Genomic DNA, 23,142 nt, shown 5'->3' on the forward strand with positions numbered 1-23,142 from the left:
GTACATCTGGGATCATTGAACGATAAGACGTCTTTTTGAGCGGCTTCATATTCTTCTCACGCTTGCGGTCTTATAGTATTTAATTATTCTGTTTCTGAGGATGTGCAATGAACCAGGATACGTGCCGAACGCTGAGACATTAGCAAAGGTAGCGAGACACCTGGATGTGCCAGTGGAGGCGCTGTACATGCCTGAGGATGAGTAAATAGAGGTTGCTACAATAGGTACATGCTATCCATATATGCGTATGAAGGAGGTATCCGTATGTTCCATCCTGAATGCTGGAAGAAGTACGACTGTCTGGTGCAAGATATGAACGCCATACAAGCAGCTATCGCGTTTGCAGATGTACAACAGGACGAAGAGACAACTCTACGGTGTATGCGGCAGACACTCGGCCACATGCGTGTCATGCAAAGTGCCTTATCCTACTTTATAGGTGACCTGGAGGAGACTCTCAAGGACATTCAGAGTGATTATGACTCTAACTGTGACTAACAGCATAAAATGGCCGCTTCGGCCAAGAATCGCAATTTTTGGCAATTTCCGATTCGCGTTTTCACGCTCAAAATGTACTTCTCGTTGGAGGTTTTCGCGTCGACTACATGCAAAGGGCGCATCAGGAGCCGATGAAATTTGTTCTCAAGATTTGTACTTTCGGCCAAGAATTGCTTGTCTTTTGCACTTTCGGCCAACTTATACTTTACAGCAAGCAGACATGTTTGAGCTTGAATAGCTGTGCTTAACGGTCAACTTATGCTTTTTTTGGTGGCCAAAATATGCTGTTAGTCACACTAACCGCCCTTGAGGTATCAGCTTGGCTCCTGGGGAGGACTTGAACCCACCAACATTAGGGTACGCTAGCATCCCTCACGCCATTGATACGTGTAAGAATGCTAGAAGCGGGTTTGCCTCCTCTACTTCTAGCATTCTTGCGATGTAGAGGAGGAGAGTTGAAGTCCACGCCGCGAGAAATTAGGCGCTCTTCTGATGCAGTTCCATTGGCTTGTTAGGCTGAAGAACGTTTTATTATTGTCCATTCGTGGTGAATCAAATGTATATGATCTCGACCTCTAAGATGTCAAAATGGATGTCAGAATTTCTCCTGTATCGCGCGATACGCATTGCCTCTGCTTTCTTCTCCGAGCCAGCCAGGGCGGGCCGTGCCTGCTCGATAGCCGCTATAACGTGTTCACAATGTCCTCTACTCTTGGCCTGCTGGTCCTTTGGTAGTTTCAACTTAATAAAGCAGATGAGAGCGAAGCCCAGGGAGGCCGCGACTGGGAAGACCATATTAGCAAGCAGAATGATATCGGTCTATGAGAGATTCATCTGGAATTAATTCTTCTACGGTACAATCCCATCAATTCCTGTAGGAGTCGCAAAAACCCCCACTAACTGCAGGTCGGAGAGCCGGGAGAAGTCCCGACTCTTTTTATTTGTTACTGAAGGGGGATGGAAAGTCGCCTTGAGATCGTTAATCATGTTGAGGGCGTTAGCGAGGTCTTCTTTGCCGCTTTAGTGATTTTCATTATTATATTTAACCACACATGACCTATCTACCTTTTGTTTTATCCACATTTTATCCACACGATTTTCACATAGTTATCCACATTTTTATCCACAAAATATGAAGCGCGATACCCCCACGATCACATACGCCTGTGCATCATCCTCGCTGAAAGGGTTGCTATAGTTCGCATAGTAGAAGATCAGCGAAGTGAACAGACACAACGCGTCTATGAGTTTTCGGGGTACATTAGTTGTGTTCATTGCGGGCTGAATCTGCGATGCAAGGGAGCACATCCCGGTCAAGACTACGCATACTATAAAGATATGGCGAAAGCGCGGGCATTGCCCTGCCCAGCAGGAGGATATTTACAAGTGCGTACCGACCGTGTCGCACTCCAATTTGGGGAGCTATTACAAAGGTTACGCTTACCTCTCTACTGGCGGGATATGGTGCGCGAGCAAGTGGTCCAAGCAGCACGACAAGCAGGATTTGACTCGGAGGCAATGGAGCGAGAAAAGGAGCGCCTACGCCTCAAACGCGGGCGTATTACAGCGCCACTTATAACACAAAAAGTGAAGTAAGGCGGCTTGGGAGGCTGAATGGCGATTCACATCACCTCATTCGGCCTGCGGATGCCCCTGGGTTCACCCATGGGGAGGAAGCAGGCGTTCCTTTCCTGGTGGCTGGGGAGGGGGCTCCTCGGTCCGTCATCCCTGCAAGGTTGTCGCCACCACAGCATAGTCGTAGCCGTCGGCCAGTTGGAGGACCCGGCAAAAGCGCGCAGGAATCCCCTGCACCTTGCCCATGCGAAACTGCTTGTTCGCGCGCACGGCGATGCGCCCGGTATGCGTCCCCTGCGCCGCAAACCCTTCTGGGACCACCGCCCGCACCCGATCACCGGTCTTGATGTCCAGGACCTGCTTGCGGCGCATCAGATAGCCAACGGGGAAACCATGTTCATCGACATTGGTCCGGCTGTAGCGCCCGCGACCGGTGGCGGTGATCGCAAGGGTGCTCTGTCCACCCACCGCAACCCCTGCCAGTTCCCCCACACACAACGCGTCCAGCGCGTGCGTCTTAGGGATCGAGAAGCGAGCACGGTTCCACCTTGTGCGTCCGCCGCTCCAACTGGTGAGCGGTAGTCCCAGCGCGCGCAGTTCGTCCCAGAGCGCGTAGCGGGTGGCGTTGACCGCAGCCGCGTCCCGTAGCGGCTGCTTCGCCTGGGCGGCCACTTCGCGATGGCCGAACTCCGCGGCGGTGCGCTCCCCCTTGGCGGCATTGCACGCGTGGCAACTGAGCGCCAGATTCGACACGCGGTTGGAGCCACCCCGACTGCGTGGCTGGATATGGTCCACCTCAAAGGCCACCTCGCCACACCCACAGTAAGCACATCTGTGCTCGAACTTCTCCAGGAGATAGGCGCGCACTTCCCAACCAGCCAGTTCCCCGCGCTGGTACTCGACCCCGGAGATCTCCGGATGCTGCAGCAGTTGGGTGTCGAACTTCACCCGCTCGATCGCGATACGCACCAGCGGGACCCAGCGCTGGTAGCGCCTGCCCCAGGACAGGACGTTGTCGATGCGTGAGTGCAGGGACGGCGGAAGCCAGCCAGGCGCTCGACGGCGGTTGAGGAAGCGCGCCGGCCGATAGCGCAGGTTGGTCGAACGCCTGCGTCGCCGATACCCGGCCCGTTTGCGCAGCCGGTCGCAGATCTCCTCCCCGCGATGGGAAAGTTCGGCCAGGTGCAGCGCGTGGTGCACCTCTCCCTCGCCGGTCTCTTCCACCCGCGCCAGAGCCAGGCCAGTCGTTTTCGAGCCTGGGTCGATCTTGAGCACGACCGCTTGCAGTGTGCTCTGCTGGATGCTGCGGTCCTTGAGCCGGATCGTGAAGGGGCTGAGCCGATGGACCACGGCCCGCTTGCGCGCAAGCAGGAGGCGGGCGCGCCTGGGGGTACACGGCATGAGTGGCTTTTTGTGTCTGTCGAGCACAAACACCATCAGTGACTCCTTTCGTTTCCCTCGTGTGAGGGTCCCGTTACCGGGCTGTGTAACGGTCCTGAGCAGGCTGACTCAGGACGCTCCCCTCGCCGGTGTTGCACTCGCTTGTTCGGCTCAGCGCACCGACCCGTACCCCGACGGGTGCTTTTAACGCTGAGCGACAGCGCCAGCCGCTGAGGAAGCACGACTGGGTGTCATGACGAGCGTAACGCTGGTGCCAATCAGCGCCTTGCCTGCGGGCTCTGGCACCTCGGCTGGACAACGAAAACGGCATCAACACAAGGGACAAGCCCCCGCATTCATGCGTGGGGATCGTTGACTGGCTCGTATCCGCTCCTCCCTCTTGGTTACTTGATCAGTGTAGCATTAGATCAAGTAACAAGCTTCTCCAATCTTGCGGTCTTGCGCGTGCATGGGGAAGCACGCACAGGAAATTGTGGCGCGTGCTATTGCTTGCGGCATCTGCCGAGAGGCTTCCTTTGTAGCGGATCTCATCTGGAGCCGCTTGTACTTCAGAGCAGGTTGATCGGTGCGAGCGGCCCAGAGATGCGCAAAAGTGGGGCAGACTCAATTATTCTCACCGCCAGGATTTGTAAACCATCAGGGGCGAGACTTGCTTTGACCACTCTGCAAAGGGATTGAGAGCCGCTACCTCTGAATAAGACGAGCAATGAGAAAGGCTGCCGTAGCTGCCAGTCCCCCAATCAGCGCTGTTTGCAACGCACTCCTCAGCGGACGAGTGCCAGTAAAACGCCCTTTGACATAGCCAAAGAGCAGTAATGCCAGCAAGGTTGCAATGACCGAAACAAGCAGGGCGGTGGTTGCTGGGGAGAAAAAGAAGTACGGACTTAACGGAATTAAACCCCCAATAATATAGGATGCGGCGATGGTGAGTGCACTCGTCAGTGCACGTTTGGGGTCCGGCTTCTCAAGTCCCAGCTCAAAGCGCATCATAAAATCAATCCAGGCACCTGGACGTTTGCTCAATGCTTCGACGATGGGAGTACTTTCCGCTGCGCTAAGACCATAGGAAGTGAACACATCCAGCACTTCTGCTTTTTCGGCTTCGGTCTTCTCTTTGACTTCTTGTTGTTCGCGTAGGCGCTCACTCGCGTAATGCTCGGCATCACTACGAGCAGCCAAATAGCCACCCAGTCCCATTGCAATCGAGCCTGCCGCAATCTCGGCAAGCCCGGCAGTGATGATAATCGTGGTCAAACTGACGGCCCCGGAAAGGCCAGCGGCTAAAGCAAAGGGGACCGTTAATCCATCGGACATCCCAATCACGATGTCTCGCACAGTCTCGCCTGCCGTGAAATGGTGCTCCATATGCGGTGTTTGTGGCATCGTGTTTTCCTCTCTCATCGAAACGATTTCCTATAAAGCGTGGCAGCGTAAGTCCCAAGGACGCGGCAAGCCGCGTCCTTGGGACTTACGCTTTGGCAGGAGTGTGGGACTGCGAGCCCTAGGGATGTTTGTAGAATTCTTGAGGCGCACCGCCGTCCCCCCCGAATGGGGGTTGCAAGTACGGGGCACCCTGGTGGGAAATTCGACACGCACGACCGCGCTGAGTCAACGGTGCCATGGCTGTGGCAAGCGAGTCAGGAATGAAATGATCCATCTGTGGCTACCTTGCCTTTCCATAGTCATCTCATTCCTGCTACTCTCAATCTAAACGAGATACAAATCTTACTTCTATTTTTGCACTTGTGGTTGCATTGAGCGTGTCTGCCTAAAATCGATAAAGAGCTGGATAATGAGAAGCAGCTCAGTCACCTTCACGAGTACATCAAATGGGTCCCACGCCCCGCCTGCGCTTGGGCTACCAAGGAAAAACTATAAGAGAATGGTGAGCAAGGTGTAGCCGAGAAACACCAGGTCAACGATTGCGTGAATCTTTTTCAATTGGGGCACAACGAAGACGACAAGCAAAGCAAGATACCCAAGCCCATTGAGTAAAAAGATGAGCCTGAGCGACTCATCGGGTTGAGAAGCAAGGTACAGATGAGCACCAGCAGTCAGGAGTCCAAGGGCCAGAATGCCAGTATAAAAAGTAATTGGCTGAGGACGTGACAAAGTAAGTTCTTTCATACCAATGAACCCAACTTTCTTTCTCTAAACGGTACAATGTAGTGCTCGTTAACAACGAGTGGACTTCATTGACGCACTCAGCACAATTAACATCCAAAGAGCATGTACTTGCACCTTCTAACAAAAGTACAACCTTACCACATATTTCCTGCTCATCAGGCATACATGCTGTGGGGTTGAGCCTTGCACAGAGATGCAGTGTTGCTCAAATTTATGAGAGCTTACCGGTCTCTGTCCAAATGGCAACAAAAAAAGACATCGAGCAGGCACAGTACTGGTACATGTTTCTAGTGAATGTAAAGAAGGTTTTAATGCGGATTACAAATTATATTCGACTACCACAATTATTTTTGTAGCTTTCCTAGGATATCTTAGCGCAATATCATCAATATTCCTATGCCACAAATTCTTCTTAGATTCAATATCCCCTGTACTGTTGAGATTTCTAATCCCATGCGCGCTATTACATTATACATATACACAATAAATCTAAAACTGTCAATGTTGATTCACTACCAGCAAGAGGCCCGCTGAGTTTTTGCCAATCACGCGCAGATGAGAAATATCTCATGAGCTTCCAATAAAACTGCAATGCATATGGCTTATGCTCTTACACATAGCGTGGAATATATAACGTTACCTCATATGTAGCGCTAGATATTGAGCATATGTGTTTTGTTTCCTTCACCCGGATCTGTAGATCAGAAAAGAGGGAAGAACAGTATGTCCTTAGAGAAGGTACAGAAAATTTCTGGAAATAAACCACTTTGGTCGGTGCCACGATTCTGGCTTTTGAGACCTTTTTCCAGGATTCGTTAGCAGACTGATCAATGATTCTCATAGTACTCTCATTTGCATTCAGTACAATGCACGCAGACACATAAATGAACATGATGCATGCACACTCCCACATGTTTTTTCAAGAAAATCCAGAGGTTTTACATATGATTGGAATACGCGAGAGAAACCAAAGTGTCGCTGTTAGGGGAGCGTTTCAGGCTCTACCAGTACAGATCATCCGCCATGAGGTGATTGCGCCCAATGTCGTGACGTTATCTCTGGCTCAACCTGGGACAAGGCAGGCACCGGGTCCGTATCACCCTGGACAGTTTATTACCCTGGTCTTCCCAGGCAATAGTGGGAATATCTACCGCTCCTACTCACTTTGCGGCGATGGTAATCCACGCCATCCCTGGGAGATCACTGTCAAACGTGTGCCAGGCGGTCTGGTCTCGAACTATCTTCACGATAGTTTGAGCCCTGGAATGATTTTGCACGCGCTCCCCCCGCGCGGCGCGTTCATCCTCCCTCCATCACTGCGCCCTGAGCAAACATTTGTCTTTGTGGCCGTGGGCAGTGGCATCACTCCGATCAGCGGATTTTTACGCGCAATTGCTGCGTTGCCTCCTGGAAGCCGGCCAAAGGTGCAGTTGCACTATGCTTCCCGTTCGTGGCAAGACATCATCTATCGCAATGAAATTTTCGGGCTTAACTGGCTACGTCAAAAGCACTACCTGCGGACAGAAGGCCCACGCATGACCCCTCAGCAGATAGTCGCCAATGCTTATCCTCTACCGCCTGATGCACAATGGTATATCTGCGGACCCGAAGCGTTTACCTTCCAATTGAACCAGGCATTGCTATCCACAGGCGTCCCTGAAAACTTCATACATTTTGAGATTTTTGCCGATCAAAGCCGGAAACGGTTGACGACGGCGGATTCACAGACGGTTGTTGGGCACATCGCTATCAAAGAGACGGGCGCGACCATTGACGTATGCGGACAGGAGACGCTGCTCGAAGCACTGGAAAGGCATGGGTATCAACCGGAATTTGGCTGCCGATCAGGCTCATGTGGCACCTGCCAGCTCCGTGTCCTCCACGGGCAGGTACAGAATCCCGGCACAAAATTCCTGACAACAAGTGAGCTGAGAAGTGGTACAGTCCTCGCATGTATCGCGCGACCGCAGGGAAACATCGCGATTGAATCGGGCGGTATTCCACCACGTGGAACCGCTGTGATCGGGCGCTCAGTGACAAAAAAGCGGGCTGCGCAGAAATATCGGCTGCGCGTGGCCGCCGCAGTGGCGGTTGGTATCATGACTCTAGGTCTCTGGCAATTGACGGACCATAACGTGTCAGCCGCGTCATCCAGTTCAACAACGACGTCGGCAACGCCAATGCCGACTACAAGCCCAGCGACCGCGACGCCAGCAGGGACAGGGACAACACCATCGGCGGCTGCGACGCCAGCGCCAGCGCCAACTCAGGTAATAGCCCCCCCCCCATCAACATCAACGAGTTCGTCCTAGTCAGATACCCCATAGCTGAAGCAAGGGGCTTGTCCCTACGCCGAAGCGTGAGGCGAGAGGCCGTCTGACAACGACCCACTAGCCAATGCCAAAGATGTAACGAGGCGAGCAAGGTGCTCATTGCGAATGTTGAAAGCCGCATTGAGGTCGGTATTCAGGTAATAACCGCAATGCTTGCACAAAAAGAGTGATTGAGATTTCCGCTTGGAGCGATGTTGATGCCCACACTGAGAACAGGTTTGCGAGGTATGGCAGCGGGTTCCCAACCACTCAAGAATGGGGTAAAAGAGAAAGTTAATGCGTGCCACATCAGATTCTTTGCACATTTGTAGTGACCAACGACGCATGATGGGAACGAAGGTCAGTATTCAACTGGCCGTCCCATCGGAGCAGCGCGCAGCGGCAGAGAGCGCTCTATGCGAGAGCTTCGCCTGGCTAACAGAAGTTGAGGCGCATCTGACGCGCTTCAACGCGAGCAGTGAACTGATGCGTCTCAATCGTCATACAGGGAAACCATTCGACGCATCATGGATTTTGCTTGATTGCCTCTCCGTCGCCTTAGAAGCTGCAGAGCGAACCGATGGGTTGTATGATCCCGCGCTGCTCCCACATCTGGAAGCAATCGGCTATGATCGAGATTTCAAAGAGATAGCGCATCGCGATGCATGGTTCGGGGAACATATTCTTCCAGAGACTGGGCGCTGGCGTGAGATCCAGCTCGATGTAGCGCGAGCGCAGATCACGCTCCCACCAGGAGTTCAGATAGACTTGGGAGGGATTGCGAAAGGGTGGGCTGCGGATTACCTGGCGGATCATCTCCTGGCTCCCTATGCCAACGCGCTCATCAATATCGGCGGCGACCTGCGTGTGCGTGGAGGGAACACGCCTGATACATCCTGGGCGATTGCGATTGATAACCCCTTGCTAGCCGATGCTGAGAATGAGGATTACCTGGCCATCGTCACACCAGGCAAAGGAGGCGTCGCCACCTCGGGGGCAAACCGTCGCTGGTGGTTTCAAGGGCAAAGGATCAACCATCACTTGATTGATCCGCGCACGGGGCGTCCCGCGCGCGTCTGGACTCCACCTGAGGTTGAGCGCAATGAGCATGCCGCCAGAACACTGATCGCGGCGGCAACGGCTTTCGCTGAAACAGCTGTGGAAGCAGAAGTGGCCGCCAAGATCGCGCTGCTGCGTGGTTTTCCCGATGCGCTCGACGCGGTAGAAAAAGCCCGGACAGCAACGCCAGGCACAGCGCTGTTAGTCGCGCTCGGAGGAGGCCAGCTGCACGCCTCATTAAACCTGGATGCCTGGTTTCGCCACTACTCTATAGAGAAAGGTATATGGTACTTGCACTCATGATTCTTGCTCAACTCACAGCTACTTCTAATCCGCTTTTCTGGTACCTCACACGAGACCTGGCGATTGCCGCATACATTACCTTGACACTGGCTGTGCTTTTTGGTCTTGCCATCAGCCTGGCACGGGTGACTGGAGAGCGGGTGATGTGGCATATCCAGGAGTTGCATTACACAAGTGCCACCCTCACTGGCGTGCTCATGGTCGGGCATATGCTTACCCTCACGCTTGATTCATATATGCCATTTTCACTAACGAATCTGCTCGTGCCACTCAGCCAACCGATCAGTACACTTACCGTAGATCTCGGGGTCATTAGCTTTTATGGAATGCTTGCACTTCTCTTGAGTTCCTGGTTTAAAAAACACTTACCATATACCGTGTGGCGCACAATTCATTATGTCAGCTTTGCCACATTCATTCTCGTCACGCTTCACGGCTGGTTAACGGGAACTGATTCCGCGACCTCCTGGATGCCATGTGTGTATTGTGGCAGCGCACTCGCGGTCGGCGTCTTAACAGCCGCGCGCATCTTCACCTCACCTCAACCGCAGAAAGGAAAGGCGCCAATGGCGATCCCAATCTCCTTGGTGATCGCTCTCATTGTCGGGGGAATCGGGATGCTTGCCATGTTTATTCTGCGCAATAACGTTCCGGCCATCTAGATGAGTTTGGAGAAAGGGGAAAATATGCAGCCGTTAGATGATGAGACCATGCAATTGCCAGAGGATAAGAAAAAAGCCCCCTGGAGGTATTGCCAAGTTGTTGTTTGAGCAAGCGAGTAGATTGAAGAAAAAGCCGTGTTGGAGAATTATTACAGGGCTTACGACTTCCCCTTTACAGGCGTGATATGGTGCGAGAGCAAATGATCCAGGCAGCACAGCCAGCGGGTTTTGACTCGGAGGCAATGGAGCGAGAGAAGGAGTGCCTACGCCTCAAGCGCGCGATCGTATCCTCAAACAGCATAGAGAGGGCTACATCGAAGATGAAGAGATGGAGGCAGAAATGGCAACTGTCGAGTTAGCATTGAGGTCTTTAGAAGTTCCAAGGCGAACGGAATACGCTTAGAAGAGGTCATAGAAGCAGGGGAGCGGCTACCAGGAATAGGCGCCTGATGGAACGTCGCGACGGTAGAAGAATGCCGAGATAGAGTCATGCACATTTTAGAGCCAGGAAGGCTCGGTTATGATGTGGAACATCAACACATTGCAGCCATAATACCACGGCCCGCATTTTTACCGGTTTTGAGAATGCTCGAGGGAGTCATAGAACACGAAGAAACCGCCGGAACGCTTGTTGTACTCCGACGGTGACGGACACACAAAAGCACCAGAGTCTTGATTGACTCTGGTGCTTTTCTTGGGTCCAACAGCGGAACCGACGGGATTCTGTTTATTTAGAACAACACTGCGTGACAGACTTCTATTTTAGATTAATTGAGAGTCTTTGTAGTATTATAACATATGAAATGTATATGCTAAAGTATTGAATGGGGAGAAATAAACTCCGCTACTGCTTATTTTTCGTTGGCTCTATTAGTGCCTCGAGAGGCTTGTAAAGTGGCTTCGAGAAATTTGTTTGTTGAAGTTTGTCTAATGATTTCTTCTGTTGTTGATCGTCTTTGGTGTCTAAATTGGTGTCTCCTTTGGTTGTCTTACTTTGTCCATTATAGGCCCGCAGTCCCCGCTTTTTATACCTGAACGGTTGCCAGTTATTGAAGGCGTTTTTGGATGTTGCTACATCGTTTCTACATGCAGTAACCTTGGAAAAGAGAAGCACCTAGGCAAGAACTATTTCTGGTCCAGGTGCTTCCTTGCGCAGGGCCTTCCAACCTCCACATTTTCTTGTCACCGCAAGCACCACTTTCGGCTTTCGCTAAGGAAGTTGAACTGCTACACTTCCTACTTGTAACATTGAACTCTGTACCTGCCGCAACAATTCTAGCTGTTTCTGCGCTTGAGGTTGTTTCTGCTCATACTGTTCACGGCGCTGCCTCTTTTGACCCTTCTATCTGGCGTACCCACCTATAATTTTCTGAACGCTCTGGCTAACCTGTTCACCTTGAAGCCGTTTTTGATGTTGCAGCCGTTCAGCTTGTTGACTTTGAATTTTCTGAAAGTTCTGTCTAAGCCGTTCATCTTGTTGCGGTTGCTGTTGTTGTTCTAGAAATTTCTGAACGTTCTGGCTAACCTGTTCATCTTGAATCTGTTTTTGACGTTGCAGCCGTTCAGCTTGTTGCTGTTGATATCGTTGCACAATATCTTGTTGATATTGTTGCCTAAGTTGTTCCTGTTGCGTCTGTTGCATCTGGAGGTGTAATGGTGGTGATAGGAGCCATGGTTTCCGTTGTGGTTGTAGCTTAGGCAGACCCCTCACAACTAGTCGTTGCGGTGTTGGATACTGTATTTGTTGCTGTTGCTGTTGCTGTAGTAGTATTTGCTGTTGCGATGGTTTCGGTTGTGGTTGTAGTGTAGGCAGATCCATCTTTGGTATATTCGTTATACCTTTTGAAGGCGCTGTGAACATCGATCTATGCTCCATGTTCACAGTAGAGTGTCCTGCTACAATTGTATTTATACTTGAAGCCTGGCTTGAGGTAGGTGTACCGGCCAGAGATAGTAATGCGAGCGAGCACATTAATACCACAAGACGAATGGACCGGTTGATGACATGATGTCTCATTCTATTCCCCTTTCCTCCTTTAAACGTGGTACTCATACTTACTGATCCATATAGAACACATTACCAATATATCTTCCGCTGTAAAGCACGACAAGGAAACTCATTAAGAAGGCTAGAAACGGATTTATCTATCCTACTTCTAGCCTTCTTGTGGTGAAGATGGGGAGAGTTGAACTCCTTTTGATCGTTTTTGGGCTTGGCTTAGATGCACTGTTTATGGCCTCTTTGAGCTTGAGTGTGGGTTATTTTTGTCCATTCTTGTCTAAATTTTTCGATGAGTGTTGAGCGGTTTTGCTCTCACTTTTGCTCTCACTTGTTAATGCTTTGAGCATTGTAGGTGACCTATAGCTGCCAACAGGATTATACTGGCTAGCTATTGTTGTGATGTGTGGATAGCCATGACAGAAAACGACCGAAATTAGATGAACAACATTTACCGCAGTGGATGTGTGTTTTAAATAGTGTATAATTCCTTTACGCTTAATTGCTACATTTCGTCATGATTTCATTAGGAGATTCAACGAATGCAGAACATCCCACCTCAACCAGAGTATCCACCGCACGCTTACCCTCCTTCCACTCTCGGTTCTCAGTATCCATCACAGGTGTTTCCTCAGCAAATATCACGGTCGGGAGGGCGCGTTGCACTCAAATATGGGCTTATTGCAGGTGCTATTCAGAGCGCCATCACCATTGTAGTGTTCATCATTAGTTTCATCCCGGCTAATAGCGATGCACTCTACAAGATGTTCCCTCAGACTTTACTAGGCGACTATCTCAGTCTTTTAACCGTTATCTTAAGCTTGTTCGTGGCCCTCCTGAACATGGTTGTCTACTTTTTCGCTGGCCTACTTGCAACCAGGAGTACGGGGAAAATGGGAACCGCCATGCTCGCTTGCCTGTGGGCGCTTCTCTGTTTTCTCTTCGTTGATATCTGCACATTTGTTATCGGTATATTCATCACTCTTCCTCTTATGCAAGGACAATCAGGGGATATAATCATTTTGCTGACTTCCAATACGCTCTCCTTTATGCTTGATCTGATTCTGGCCCTCGTACTGGGTTTCGGAGCAGGAGGATTGGGAGCGCTGATCGGAAGACAAAAAACGGCTACGGGGCCTCTTAGCTAATGCTCTGTAGATGCTGTTCCTAGTTTTTTTGCTCTCAGTTGCTACACTGACAGCGAATGACATCAAAAGAAAGCCGCCTGTGGACTGACTTCACAAGCGGCTTTGTTAATGGAGAGGGGGAGAGTTGAAGTCCATGACGCGAAAATTTCGTCCCTCTTTTAACGCGCTCCCATTGGCTTGCTGTGCGAAATGGCGTTTTATTTTGTCCATTGGAGGCGAGTCAAAAGTATACAAATCTAACTTCTAAGATGTCAAAATGGATGTCAGATTTTCATGCTCCATGAATGCTTGCTTCTTTCTGGCGGGCGTAGTGCCAGATGTCGTTGGGTATAGTTAATCCTTTAGTTCGGGCTTCTTGGACCCATTGACTCATTTCGTATTTATTCTGATAGAGGCGGTTGTTGCAGAAGATATTGCGGTGGGCAAAAGGAGGAGGAGTCTCTCTTAAAAGGTGCTCTCTGATAGAGGGATCATGGGCTTGTCTTGTTTGCCACCAGGGCGATTCAAGCGGGTAATAGGGATTGTGAATCCAATCTGGAGAAGGAATACTGTATCGATCACAGAGGAATTCAACAGATGCAGCACAAAATGCTGCCAACCGATGGGTATATTCCGTTTCGTGAGCCGGTAAGACGAGAGGATCGTTTACTAAGGCTGTACGCATGTCCTTTGCATAGTCATACCATGCGTTGGTAAAGTTGCCGAGAGCTGTCCAGGGGTCTTCTCCTGTACAGATTTGTTGATATTCCCATGCTATGGTTTCGATAGTCCTCCGTATCATTGTCAGCTCCCGAATCTTCTAGAGAAAGGTCGCTATTGTCTTCCGAAAAGTTCGTCAAGTGCGTATTCGATCTGCTCTGTATTCTCCTTTTGAGCTTGAGGGAGTATGTATTGATCGAGCAATTGTTGCGCTTGTTGACGCGTTTTAATTTTTGTTTGTGGGAGTAGTATAGCACAATCGTCGATATCTTTCTCGCGTCCGGCCAGGATTTTGAGTGCTAGGATGTATTCTTTGGGCGGGATGTAGATAGCGAGTGGTCCGTATCGTTTCCACAATTTACCCTTTGGGATGATGATCTGGTCATAGAGGAGCATCTGTGTGAGGTAGTTAAACCAGTTTGGCGACAATGCATGTCTTTGAGCAATCACTTGTACACTATCACGCAATGCATAAAGCGCTTGCTGAAACGCTTCTCCCTCTTCTAGCCAGAAAATGTCAATATCATTGGTTGTACGGGGAGCTTTCGCCAGGAGCATCATATAGGCTCCTCCTATGAGGAGAACGTGTATAGGATGTTGGATACCCTGAAAAGCTGACGCCCACAGCGAGGAAGTTGACTCCTGCGCAGCAGCAACAAGCACGTGAATTGATTGCCGCAGGGGTTTCTAGACGCAAGGTAGCCAGCCAGTTTGGTGTGAGCCGTCAGGCTCTGAGTAAGCTCTTCAATGATTGAGATGGTTGTTTAGATTTGCGCTAGGGACATATTGTAGAGACGTTTCTAGCTCTCCACATACAATTGTGTACTTGTTTCCATAGGCGTGAAATTAGCATCCTTGTTAGTTATAAGTAAAGGAGCTGAGCGTTCTTGATCTAGCTGAACGCGAAAAAGAAAGAAGTCCCTATCTATACATACCAGTATGGTCGGCGGAAGGATTGCTCCTTCCGCCGACCATACTGGTATGTATAGATACTTTCCCATTTGCTTTGGTAGCAACAATCCCTACAGTGAATAAAGGAGTATAGTCGCTCGCGAATCAGGTTCTAACAGAGAATTCCCCTTTTTCTGACCACAGAGAAAACGAAGAAGCCTTGACACTGGTTGATTTTGTCAATGTGTCAAGGCTTCTTCTTCTTACGGAACCGACGGGCGACGAACCACCGGTCGCACCTGGCCTTGATCCCTCTGGAGAAGCTTTTTTCGGGTCGTGATGATATCCTTGTCTATACGCCCAAATCCAGTTCTGAATATGCTCAATCTGACGTTGGATTATGAGGTTTCGTATGAAACTATCAGGCGCATTGTTCGTGCTGCCAAGATACTGACGAGGAAAAAGGAAGCCTGAACCTGCTTCTTATGAGAAATTTGATTTACAAGCCAGCGTTCGTCAATTCTTCTTTCAACGCGCGCAGGTTGCGGTTTTGCTCGCGCAACGCTTTCATGTAACTCGTCCATACCTCATGCTCGCCAAGTCTTTCGTACAACGCACGCACCTTCGCAAGATACTGGCTAGCTGCCTGATAATTCTGACGACCACGCTGAGCGACCAATCGTTCAGCGTGCTGCTGATACAATTCAATGGCCTCACGCGGTCGCGTCTCTTCGGCAGATCCGGCAACCTGGAGAGCAATGTTGCCGAATCCATAATATCCATAGCCGGAAGATTCGTAGGCATAACCGTAGCTATCCTTCTTTGCCATCCCTTTCAGCAATTGCAAGGCGTGATCGATGTCCCCTTCGTCTAAGGCAATCTGGATCAGGAGCGTGGCATTCTTGCCTTGCTCCAAAAAAGCGAGTAACTGCGGTTGAAGCGTCTCCCAGCGATTGAGCTTCCTGGCGAGATTGCGGATCTCCCGATAGCGATTGAGAAGTGGCTGCGCGCGGAACACCATTTCGGCCATCTCCAGCTCGGCACCAAGATTCCCCCTGTCCCGATAGTATTTTTGCAGCCATTCCAGGAGGTGTAGAGCCGGTTTCTCCTGAACACGGGTTTTCACCAGGCGCTCAGCTTCGGCATCTTGTCCATGCTGGATGAACAGATCGGCCAATCCGAGGAATACAAGATCATCGACCTGCCGCGTCTCCCTGGTGGCCTCGTCAATACGCCCAAGTGTCAAAAGCAGATCAATCAGGTCGGTAGTGCGCCCGGTTTCGCGACAGATGCGCAGGTAGGCTTCGTCGTCGAGTGTCTCTTTTTCTAGATCCAGCCAGAGCTTTCCATAGGCTTGACGCCGTGAACCAGTGAGTGCTTCTTCTTCTCCGCCCAGAATCTTGCGAATCCGCGTTGCGAGTGTGTGGCGTTCCAGCGGCGTGGTGTAGCGGACAAGTTGATCAGCGGCGCTGGAATCAAAGCCGTGCCCATCATCGGCATGCAAGTCATGCTGGTAGATCTCAAACAACACCTCGATGCTCTTCTCACGCGCCACTCGATCGGTCCGTTCGTTCGCCAAAATGGTGCCCAGCGCTTCAATACATGCTGTGACAAACTCCTCCAATCCCTCCTCTTCGGGATAGTACCCTTCTTCTTCATAGTAGCCATCGTATTCAGCTTCTTCTTCGTAGTAGAGGTGAGACTGCTCAAAGATTTCTGTCACCAGCGTTTCATAGATGGTAGCCGCACCAAGATAATCCCGTTGTTGTGCCAACTTCGCGGCGGCCTCTTTTACTGCTTGCAATCCCTGCGTAATACGTGGAATATCGCGTTGAAAAGCGTCAGCCACCTGACGACGATAGATCGTTGGATGGACTGAGAGGATTTTTTGCGCCGGACGAAGGAGGTAGCCATCAGGATGACGCACCCAAAATTGCCGCATATGCCAGGGATACTCGGCGAGTGGGCGCACGATGTCAGCCTCAGCCTGTTGTGCCTGGTGATAGATGGCATCGATGTTCTCTACCAGAAGGACGATCTCAACGCCACTGCCTCGCTGCCCTGGTGGAAGAAGATGTGAACGCTCGGTCTCCCAGTATGGGGTATCGTCTGCTGCCAGTTGAATACAGGTCTCATCACGTGACAATTCCGCATACTCATTGGCGTCGCGGGCGGTAACATGAAAACCCAGGACGTTCTCAAACCACGTGATGGATTGCTCGAAGTTGCTCACACAAAGTTCGACCCAACTTGCTCTGGTCATTGTTCAGTCACCTTTCACCTGTATGTTGCAGTCCTGATGCAGAGAGTATACCCTGGAATGTTTTCGCTGTTCTGTTCGTTTAGAGTTTGCCAGTGTAGGTTGATGACCAACCAAACAGGGCGCGCAAGCGCTGGCCTGGATTGAACTTGAAAACCCAGCTTTTCGGCTCAGGGCGGACAAAAAAGCCGCCAAAACCTGGCAACGTGACGCTTTCTCCTGCTTTGAAAGCCTCATACAATGTTTCGATGACGCCATCAACCCAGGCTGTCGCTGTCGCTTCATCCGTGTCCATACGTGTAGCCAGTCGGCGGGCAACGTCTTCTTTCTTAATACGTTCTGACATGAGATCTTCTCAATCTTTCACTCAAAACAAGCAGAAAAGTACTTTTCATTCGATTGTTACGTGGTACTTTGTCCTCTCTGCTCATAGCAGAGTATACCTTGTACGCTCATGTAGCAAAGCATTGCCCTTTCTCCAGGTTGCTTCTCACAGGTTGTCTGGGGAGAATAGCCCTATTGTAGCATAGCAGACGAGATGTGGGAGATGTGTTCTGATGAGGCAAAAACCGAGTGTGTGATAGCAAATGCCCGCTCCCAATGTAGTGTGATATGCTGTAATGGTCTTGAAGCGAGAGGTGGAAGAGGAGTCAGTGAAACCGCTTGAGTTTCTGACATTTTGGGCTTGAGCCCACCGCAAGCCCCGTCTCTTGAGAGCGGGGTAAGGTGTGTCCGGGCTTGAGCCCTTGCTTGTTGAAAAGATGTTCTAGGCATGCTATACTCAGTATCAGGAGGAGCACACGGGGCAAGGAGGAAGCAGACATGGCCAAGGCGACTAGCACGATACGATCGGCATTGCACTACCAGCCGCAGCATGCTGAAGTCTTTGCGGCCAATCAGGCCCTCTTCAACCGTGTCGTCGCCTTCTACTTCGAGTGTATCCAGGCTCATGAAGGCCTCCTGGCTCTCACCAACAAAGAGGCCCTCACGGCGCTGGAAAGGCTCACCCATGCGACAGAGGCAAACCCGGCGCCCATCATGCCGCTCACAGACATCGCCCCAGATATCCCGGCCATGTTTCGCCGTGCCGCCATCAATGCGGCGCTTGGTTCTGCTCGCTCCTTCTTTTCCTCGCTCAAAAAATGGCGAGCGCGCAAGGAGAAACACGAATTAAAGAAGCCCCGCAAGGGCAAAAAGTCGAAGCCGTTCCGAGAGCGACCACCGGTCCCACCACGTAGCTGGAACAAGTCGGTTCCCTTCTACGCGAGCCAGTGGAAAGAGCGCTGTGATCACTGCGTCCTGCGGCATCGGTCTGGACCGGGACGTGCTGGTCCTGGCTCAAGGTTGGTCTGCTCTCACGCGATCTCCCCGAAGGTTTCCAGATGGGGAGCCCTTCCCTGGTTCGCAGGGGAAAGCAGTGGTGGCTGCATACTCCCATCGAAAAGACCTTCGCTGCTCCCGCCAACGTTGAGCAGCAGATCACGACCAATCCACAGACCCACATCTGTGCGGTCGATCTCAATCTCGACCAGCACATAGCCGTATGCAGCGTCCAGACAGTTGAAGGCACCATCCTGGCCACCTCCTTCATCGGAAATGGCACAGAGATAGCGGGCTTTAGGAAGTTGCTGCTTGGACGCATTGCACGCAACCGATCACAGACTGGCATCCTGGCGGAGAATGAACAGGACAATGCCGACCTCTGGCGCAAAATCCGCCATCTTGATGAACACATCGCGCACCTGGTCAGCGGTCGCATTGTCCAGTTCGCCAAGGAACATCAGGCCAGCATCCTGGTCTTTGAGCACCTGGGCAATCTCCAGCCAGAAAAGGGGAAGTATTCGCGTCGTGGCAATACGAAGCGAGCCTACTGGATGAAAGGGCGCATTTTCCGCTACAGCAAATATAAGGCGTGGAATGCAAGTGGCATCATCACCAGCCGGGTCAATCCGCGCAATACCAGCAGACACTGTCATCGCTGCCACGCCGCTGTCATTCGCTACAAGCAGGGACAGCCAGAATCGGGCTATACTCCCGGCGCTGCTCTGGTCGTCTGCCCACAGTGCCAGATGCGCGGACACGCCGACCGCAATGCCAGTCTCAAGATCGGTCAGCGCTTGCTTGAGCGCTATGGAGAACCCTTCAAAGAAAAGCCTCATACTGCTGTGCGATGTGCAGGCAGAGTCTCGAAAGAGACAGGTGTTGCTCTCTCCCAAGACGCCAAACGTCAAAAGGGACCATCCATCTCTGAGGCGAGGCATGGAGAACGCAACGTGCATGGCACCGCGCAACAGGGAACGCTCTGGATGGACGAGCGACCCTGAGCTATTCCTCCCCCACTACGGCAGTCACACCGAGTAGAGGCTACGCCTCACCTACTCAGAATGCCGACTACGGAAGAGTGGCAGAAGCTGCTCGGTTTCAACCGATGCGGAGTGTCACTGATAGACAGGAAGCGAACTCCATGAGGAAAGATTTGAGCGCTCCTTCTCTGGCAATAGCCGTCGCTGTTTACGTACCAGAACAATACGCCAGATTCTTAGCTACGGCAGAAGACGCCAGTGATTTGGAGACAACCTGGCAGGAGTGGTACCAGGTTTTGCAGGACACCAAGCAAAAGATGGCGGCGCTTGGTATGTATCCGATTGATGTGACTGTTGATGTGGACGAACTAGAAGCCTATTGTCAGCGGCAGGGACTTCCCAATACGAGTAGCACACGCGCTGAGTATGCCGCTCACCTGTTGTCTGAGCAGCATCAGCAACAGGCACAACTCCAGCAACAACGGCCATCGCTGCAGCAGCGAACGAAGAAAAAGAAGCGCCGAAGGCGATGAATGAGAAACCATCCTGTTACTGGTGTTGCCATGGTTCGCCTGTTGCTACGCGACTACGGGAAAAAGAATGGCTCGTCCCTGATAGATATCAGGCACTCATCTAATGGCAGGTCCGTATACAACTCTACCCATTGCCCAGTGTGGCGTGGAAACGAGAGGTGAAAGCGATTGTCGCGCGAGTACTCCATACGCGCGCATTTTACCTCAAAACTCGCTACCCGGGCATCTGGATCTGGAACACGATAGGTTGCACAGAGATAAAAATAGCGCTGATACCACTTTCCATACAGATCGACGATATAATTGAACTGTGGATTATCAGGTGGCGGTTGGATATACTGTGGCTTCAAAACCGTCTCGATTAGATCATTCGCCTTTGTGCTAACTTCCGCTTTGACGGCTTCTGGTACTCCACCTCGAGTTGGCTTTGAACGAGGTGAACCGAACATCCATGGTGGTTGTTTCTTTGTCATGCACTTTTCTCTCCTGCTCTCTCATAAGATTACCACATGGCATCAGAAAAGCGGTGGAGATACCAGCATTGGTACTCAATCATCGTAAAATATCCATTCAGAAGTCCAAGAGCTTGCAAAAAAAGACTAGAATGGATACAGTAGAAGCGTCACATGGCAAAATGACTCATCCCACCTCGACAGGAAATTCAAGCAGAGCAGGGAGAATCATGTCGAAAAAATCAAGGAGAGCAAAGCAAACAAGGCGAGATCAACAAGCAAAGCCGGTGAAACAACTGCAACAAAGGGCATCGATACCATCGCAGATACACGAACGGTTGCTTTATCGTACTCAATATGCCAGACAGCAGATGCTCATGGGCGATTTTGCAGGCACCATCAGCACCTGCGAACTCTTGCTCAACTCTCTGCCCAGGCATTCAGAAATGCGTATGGAGATACTCATGACGCTAGGGCTTGCACATGGCATGCTGAAACATTACCAGCAAAGCTATGATGTTTTCGGCGAAGCGATCAGTATTAATCCCACAATAGCCGAGTTATGGTACAACCGTGGCCTGGCCTGTTCCTCTATGGCACGCCCTGCTGAAGCTGTGCGGAATTTTGAGCGTGCGGTTGAACTTACAAAGAACGATATGAGTGAAATGGCCCGCAAGTTTGCTGTGCACTTGGAGGAGAGCCGTCAGGAACTTCAAGAGGCCATGCAGGCGCACGAAACGGGCATCACACTTGAGCAATACATCGAGAGGGAAGAGCGCTTCACGCAAGCAATGAGCCTGGTAAGGCAAGGAAAATGGCCAGAGGCCGAACTGCTATTCCGACAGCTCACCGAGACAAAGAGCCGCATACCGTCGTATTGGGGGAACCTGGGGGTCTGCCTGATGATGCAATTTCGTTATGATGAGGCGGAAGAAGTACTCAAGCAAGCACTAACCATAGATCCTGACTATCCTATCGCACGTGATAATTTGAAGAAGTTGCCGGAAATTCGACGATCAAAGAGACCTATAGAGCATAAACTGATCAATCTGTCTCGGGAAGAGGATGCGAAACAATCTCTTGCCCTTTATGAGAAGGACGAGGAAGGTGAAGTTACCTCCAGCACTCTCATTAAGAGGGTTGGGCATGTCGTGACAAGCACCTAGAGACAGCTTGGAAAACAACCCCCACGTTACGACTTCTTCCTGAACACGTACCAGGATACACGTTTTACAAGCCGTCCACGTTGTAGGATCAAGACTCGACCCCGCAAGTTTTCCCTGCTCATTCATGTGAACCCCAGGCATACCACCATAGTAGAGAAGATATGCCGCTTCTGTTACGCTTGTGGTTTACTGATTATTCACCAGGATCAGCTAGAAGAGCAGCTTGTCACCCAATTTATGACGATCAACCCGGAGGCCATTGGCAACGACTATCAAGTCGTAGGGACGCTGGATAGAGCGGAGTGGAACCAGGGAAAGCAAGACCCATTGTCTTTTGAGCAAGAGAGAGTACCTGCACGAATTCAAAGAAGTGGTCACGTTTCAGCGAGTGCCTATAGAGAAGTAGCCCCTGGAAAGGTGGGAGATAGTTTTTGGAGAGCATGAAGGAGTTCATCATGCATCGCACGTATATTTTCACTGGGAGTAGCATGCTGATGAGCAAGGTGTTCCAGAACCGGCCCTGGTGCCTCTCTTAGCTCTTGCTCTACCAGTTCAGGCAATTCAGCATGGTGAGCAATGCGCTGCATTATCTCATAGATGACGGGAAGGCGTGTCGGATCTTGGGCTTGATAATGGTCGAGATACTGTTGCCAGTAGTTTTCTAGAAAAGGCGCACGAAACGCACAATCCGCTGCATCGATACCAAAAAGCACATTTCCTTTCACCATTGCCTGGTGGATATCTCCAGTTCCACAATAGTGGTGTAAGATATCGTGACGCCAGAAATCCTCTGCATTGGGAACGAAATGGGTTCTCCTACGATACAGTACTGTTTTTGTGGAAACATCAATCCTTTTCGGGAAAAATGCCTCTGGCTCAAATTGGATAGCAGCGGCAACCAAATCAGTATGGGGTGGCGTAACAGCCCAGAATACATGTTGTTGTGGCAAATCGAGTGTGCGCGCTATTCTATAGTAGAGTCGTTCATGGATGGCGTCGCTGCCGACTTTGAGAAGATACACAATAGGGGCTTTTCGTCGCTGTTCCCAATCCTGAGCAGTTGGACCGACGAAGCGCGCTGCTCCAACCCAGTAACTCAGTCCCCCTTTGGAATATTTGGAGACATAATAGGGGGTAATGTCCACCGGCGTTTGATCATCAAGGGGCCAATTCCAGGCTGGCTGTTCTGGCTGACGCGTCTGTGATGATATCTCCATCTGTCCTACCTGTTCTTTTCCTTTTTGGTTTGCCGTTTCACAAGTAGAACTGTACAGTAAAAGACAGGAACAGGCAAGCTCATGGATTTTTCATGCGCAGTACCTCAGCCGTTCGACCTGCTGTCTGCTTCAGAAGCGATTTCAATCTCACCAGAAATAACACTGCCGAGCCCGATTTACCAACGAGAAGAGAAACCAACATCTCAATAGCAGCCACTGGATTGGAAGAGAAAGGAAAGAAAGGGAAGCACCCGGGAAGCAATAGCAATCCCGGGTGCGACAGCGGAACCAACGGAACCGACGGGCGACAAACCACCGGTCGCACCTGGCCTTGATCCCCATCGAGAAGTTGTTTTCTGGTCGCGATGATATTCTCGTCTCTACGCCAAAGTCCAGTGCTGATTATGCTCAATCTGGTACCCCATTTGAACAGACGTTTGAGAATCCAGTAGGCATTCCTTTACCGCAGCGACACCCAGGCCCAGACAAGACGCAATGGAAAATCCCTGTTTCTGAGTGACCGAACGTGGTACGTTG

The 23,142-nt window shown here is 50.9% G+C and carries 20 protein-coding genes and 1 pseudogene; 11 read left to right on the plus strand and 10 right to left on the minus strand.

The genetic code is table 11. From position 1 onward, the window contains the following. Positions 1-264 precede the first annotated feature (264 nt). Together KRAC_RS11000 and KRAC_RS11010 are read left to right on the plus strand one after the other, a co-directional pair. Positions 265-498 carry a hypothetical protein gene (locus KRAC_RS11000; protein ID WP_007906946.1) on the plus strand — a complete coding sequence of 78 codons (234 nt, stop codon included), beginning with the start codon at positions 265-267 and terminating at the stop codon, positions 496-498. A 1,386-nt stretch (positions 499-1,884) separates the two neighbouring features. Then, positions 1,885-2,094: a hypothetical protein gene (locus KRAC_RS11010; RefSeq protein ID WP_007906948.1), complete on the plus strand. Its 210-nt coding sequence runs from the start codon at positions 1,885-1,887 to the stop codon at positions 2,092-2,094. 126 nt (positions 2,095-2,220) lie between these two features. On the opposite strand, the gene iscB is transcribed toward KRAC_RS11010, so the two are convergent. Further along, positions 2,221-3,510 carry an RNA-guided endonuclease IscB gene (gene iscB / locus KRAC_RS11015; protein WP_007906949.1) on the minus strand — a complete coding sequence of 430 codons (1,290 nt, stop codon included), beginning with the start codon at positions 3,508-3,510 and terminating at the stop codon, positions 2,221-2,223. Between the two features lie 196 nt (positions 3,511-3,706). Between iscB and KRAC_RS78210 the strand changes: the two genes are divergently transcribed. Further along, complete coding sequence (locus tag KRAC_RS78210) at positions 3,707-3,829, plus strand: hypothetical protein (RefSeq protein WP_274532091.1); 123 nt, start codon at positions 3,707-3,709, stop codon at positions 3,827-3,829. 329 nt (positions 3,830-4,158) lie between these two features. Here the strand turns inward: KRAC_RS78210 and KRAC_RS11020 are convergent, their stop codons facing one another. Next, entirely contained in the window at positions 4,159-4,857 is a 699-nt protein-coding gene (locus tag KRAC_RS11020) for a VIT1/CCC1 transporter family protein (RefSeq protein ID WP_040442319.1), read from the minus strand. A 489-nt stretch (positions 4,858-5,346) separates the two neighbouring features. Beyond that, entirely contained in the window at positions 5,347-5,601 is a 255-nt protein-coding gene (locus KRAC_RS11025) for a hypothetical protein (RefSeq protein ID WP_007906951.1), read from the minus strand. A gap of 944 nt (positions 5,602-6,545) precedes the next feature. Here KRAC_RS11025 and KRAC_RS11030 point away from each other — a divergent pair. After that, positions 6,546-7,913 carry an iron-sulfur cluster-binding domain-containing protein gene (locus KRAC_RS11030; protein ID WP_007906953.1) on the plus strand — a complete coding sequence of 456 codons (1,368 nt, stop codon included), beginning with the start codon at positions 6,546-6,548 and terminating at the stop codon, positions 7,911-7,913. A gap of 35 nt (positions 7,914-7,948) precedes the next feature. Here KRAC_RS11030 and KRAC_RS79425 read toward each other — a convergent pair whose 3' ends face one another. Then, positions 7,949-8,260 carry a zinc ribbon domain-containing protein gene (locus KRAC_RS79425; protein ID WP_083814692.1) on the minus strand — a complete coding sequence of 104 codons (312 nt, stop codon included), beginning with the start codon at positions 8,258-8,260 and terminating at the stop codon, positions 7,949-7,951. On the opposite strand from KRAC_RS79425, the gene KRAC_RS11035 reads away from it, so the two are divergent. Beyond that, a complete protein-coding gene (locus tag KRAC_RS11035; RefSeq protein WP_007906954.1) occupies positions 8,211-9,275 on the plus strand; it encodes an FAD:protein FMN transferase in 1,065 nt (354 codons plus the stop codon). The genes KRAC_RS79425 and KRAC_RS11035 overlap by 50 nt on opposite strands. Then, the gene (locus tag KRAC_RS11040; RefSeq protein ID WP_040442323.1) at positions 9,257-9,937 is read left to right on the plus strand and encodes a ferric reductase-like transmembrane domain-containing protein; all 681 of its coding nucleotides are present in this window, start codon (positions 9,257-9,259) and stop codon (positions 9,935-9,937) included. Before KRAC_RS11035 ends, KRAC_RS11040 begins: the two co-directional genes overlap by 19 nt. Positions 9,938-11,279: 1,342 nt before the next feature. Here KRAC_RS11040 and KRAC_RS11050 read toward each other — a convergent pair. Next, the gene (locus tag KRAC_RS11050) at positions 11,280-11,798 is read right to left on the minus strand and encodes a hypothetical protein (RefSeq protein ID WP_007906958.1); all 519 of its coding nucleotides are present in this window, start codon (positions 11,796-11,798) and stop codon (positions 11,280-11,282) included. Between the two features lie 680 nt (positions 11,799-12,478). On the opposite strand from KRAC_RS11050, the gene KRAC_RS11055 reads away from it, so the two are divergent. After that, complete coding sequence (locus KRAC_RS11055) at positions 12,479-13,084, plus strand: hypothetical protein (RefSeq protein ID WP_007906959.1); 606 nt, start codon at positions 12,479-12,481, stop codon at positions 13,082-13,084. Positions 13,085-13,897: 813 nt separating this feature from the next. On the opposite strand, the gene KRAC_RS11065 is transcribed toward KRAC_RS11055, so the two are convergent. After that, entirely contained in the window at positions 13,898-14,344 is a 447-nt protein-coding gene (locus tag KRAC_RS11065; RefSeq protein WP_007906961.1) for a hypothetical protein, read from the minus strand. A gap of 74 nt (positions 14,345-14,418) precedes the next feature. Between KRAC_RS11065 and KRAC_RS79430 the strand changes: the two genes are divergently transcribed. After that, positions 14,419-14,538, plus strand: coding sequence for a helix-turn-helix domain-containing protein (locus KRAC_RS79430; protein ID WP_157506388.1), 120 nt, complete (start codon positions 14,419-14,421; stop codon positions 14,536-14,538). Positions 14,539-15,173: 635 nt separating this feature from the next. Here KRAC_RS79430 and KRAC_RS11070 read toward each other — a convergent pair. Both KRAC_RS11070 and KRAC_RS11075 read right to left on the minus strand, forming a co-directional pair. Beyond that, positions 15,174-16,937, minus strand: coding sequence for a VOC family protein (locus tag KRAC_RS11070; protein WP_007906962.1), 1,764 nt, complete (start codon positions 16,935-16,937; stop codon positions 15,174-15,176). Between the two features lie 79 nt (positions 16,938-17,016). Continuing rightward, positions 17,017-17,280 (minus strand): HU family DNA-binding protein, encoded by a 264-nt coding sequence (locus tag KRAC_RS11075; RefSeq protein ID WP_007906963.1) that lies wholly within the window; start codon positions 17,278-17,280, stop codon positions 17,017-17,019. 476 nt (positions 17,281-17,756) lie between these two features. Here KRAC_RS11075 and KRAC_RS65720 point away from each other — a divergent pair. After that, positions 17,757-19,258 (plus strand): annotated as a pseudogene (locus KRAC_RS65720) (zinc ribbon domain-containing protein). Between the two features lie 140 nt (positions 19,259-19,398). Further along, positions 19,399-19,770, plus strand: a complete 372-nt coding sequence (locus tag KRAC_RS11090; protein WP_007906965.1) for a hypothetical protein — start codon at positions 19,399-19,401, stop codon at positions 19,768-19,770. Positions 19,771-19,823: 53 nt separating this feature from the next. Here KRAC_RS11090 and KRAC_RS11095 read toward each other — a convergent pair whose 3' ends face one another. Then, the gene (locus KRAC_RS11095) at positions 19,824-20,243 is read right to left on the minus strand and encodes a DUF3024 domain-containing protein (protein WP_007906966.1); all 420 of its coding nucleotides are present in this window, start codon (positions 20,241-20,243) and stop codon (positions 19,824-19,826) included. Between KRAC_RS11095 and KRAC_RS11100 the strand changes: the two genes are divergently transcribed. After that, the gene (locus KRAC_RS11100) at positions 20,222-21,388 is read left to right on the plus strand and encodes a tetratricopeptide repeat protein (RefSeq protein WP_083814593.1); all 1,167 of its coding nucleotides are present in this window, start codon (positions 20,222-20,224) and stop codon (positions 21,386-21,388) included. The genes KRAC_RS11095 and KRAC_RS11100 overlap by 22 nt on opposite strands. Positions 21,389-21,780: 392 nt before the next feature. Here the strand turns inward: KRAC_RS11100 and KRAC_RS11105 are convergent, their stop codons facing one another. After that, on the minus strand, positions 21,781-22,605 hold the full coding sequence (locus tag KRAC_RS11105) for a hypothetical protein (protein WP_007906968.1): 825 nt from the start codon (positions 22,603-22,605) through the stop codon (positions 21,781-21,783). Between the last annotated feature and the right edge of the window lie 537 nt (positions 22,606-23,142).

Origin of the sequence: Ktedonobacter racemifer DSM 44963, from assembly GCF_000178855.1 — a bacterium.
In the GTDB taxonomy this organism is placed as follows: Bacteria; Chloroflexota; Ktedonobacteria; order Ktedonobacterales; family Ktedonobacteraceae; genus Ktedonobacter; species Ktedonobacter racemifer.

Bases quoted from the DNA above. Each gene is read 5' to 3' on its own strand.
- KRAC_RS11105 (WP_007906968.1), bottom strand. From the start codon at position 22,605: ATGGAGATATCATCACAGACGCGTCAGCCAGAACAGCCAGCCTGGAAT.
- KRAC_RS11065 (WP_007906961.1), bottom strand. From the start codon at position 14,344: ATGATGCTCCTGGCGAAAGCTCCCCGTACAACCAATGATATTGACATT.
- KRAC_RS11030 (WP_007906953.1), top strand. From the start codon at position 6,546: ATGATTGGAATACGCGAGAGAAACCAAAGTGTCGCTGTTAGGGGAGCG.
- KRAC_RS11050 (WP_007906958.1), bottom strand. From the start codon at position 11,798: ATGTTCACAGCGCCTTCAAAAGGTATAACGAATATACCAAAGATGGAT.
- KRAC_RS11070 (WP_007906962.1), bottom strand. From the start codon at position 16,937: ATGACCAGAGCAAGTTGGGTCGAACTTTGTGTGAGCAACTTCGAGCAA.
- KRAC_RS11040 (WP_040442323.1), top strand. From the start codon at position 9,257: ATGGTACTTGCACTCATGATTCTTGCTCAACTCACAGCTACTTCTAAT.
- KRAC_RS11090 (WP_007906965.1), top strand. From the start codon at position 19,399: ATGAGGAAAGATTTGAGCGCTCCTTCTCTGGCAATAGCCGTCGCTGTT.
- KRAC_RS11035 (WP_007906954.1), top strand. From the start codon at position 8,211: ATGCGTGCCACATCAGATTCTTTGCACATTTGTAGTGACCAACGACGC.
- KRAC_RS11055 (WP_007906959.1), top strand. From the start codon at position 12,479: ATGCAGAACATCCCACCTCAACCAGAGTATCCACCGCACGCTTACCCT.
- KRAC_RS11095 (WP_007906966.1), bottom strand. From the start codon at position 20,243: ATGACAAAGAAACAACCACCATGGATGTTCGGTTCACCTCGTTCAAAG.
- KRAC_RS79425 (WP_083814692.1), bottom strand. From the start codon at position 8,260: ATGCGTCGTTGGTCACTACAAATGTGCAAAGAATCTGATGTGGCACGC.
- KRAC_RS11025 (WP_007906951.1), bottom strand. From the start codon at position 5,601: ATGAAAGAACTTACTTTGTCACGTCCTCAGCCAATTACTTTTTATACT.
- KRAC_RS11075 (WP_007906963.1), bottom strand. From the start codon at position 17,280: ATGTCAGAACGTATTAAGAAAGAAGACGTTGCCCGCCGACTGGCTACA.
- KRAC_RS11020 (WP_040442319.1), bottom strand. From the start codon at position 4,857: ATGCCACAAACACCGCATATGGAGCACCATTTCACGGCAGGCGAGACT.
- KRAC_RS11000 (WP_007906946.1), top strand. From the start codon at position 265: ATGTTCCATCCTGAATGCTGGAAGAAGTACGACTGTCTGGTGCAAGAT.
- KRAC_RS78210 (WP_274532091.1), top strand. From the start codon at position 3,707: ATGACGAGCGTAACGCTGGTGCCAATCAGCGCCTTGCCTGCGGGCTCT.
- KRAC_RS11100 (WP_083814593.1), top strand. From the start codon at position 20,222: ATGGTGGTTGTTTCTTTGTCATGCACTTTTCTCTCCTGCTCTCTCATA.
- iscB (WP_007906949.1), bottom strand. From the start codon at position 3,510: ATGGTGTTTGTGCTCGACAGACACAAAAAGCCACTCATGCCGTGTACC.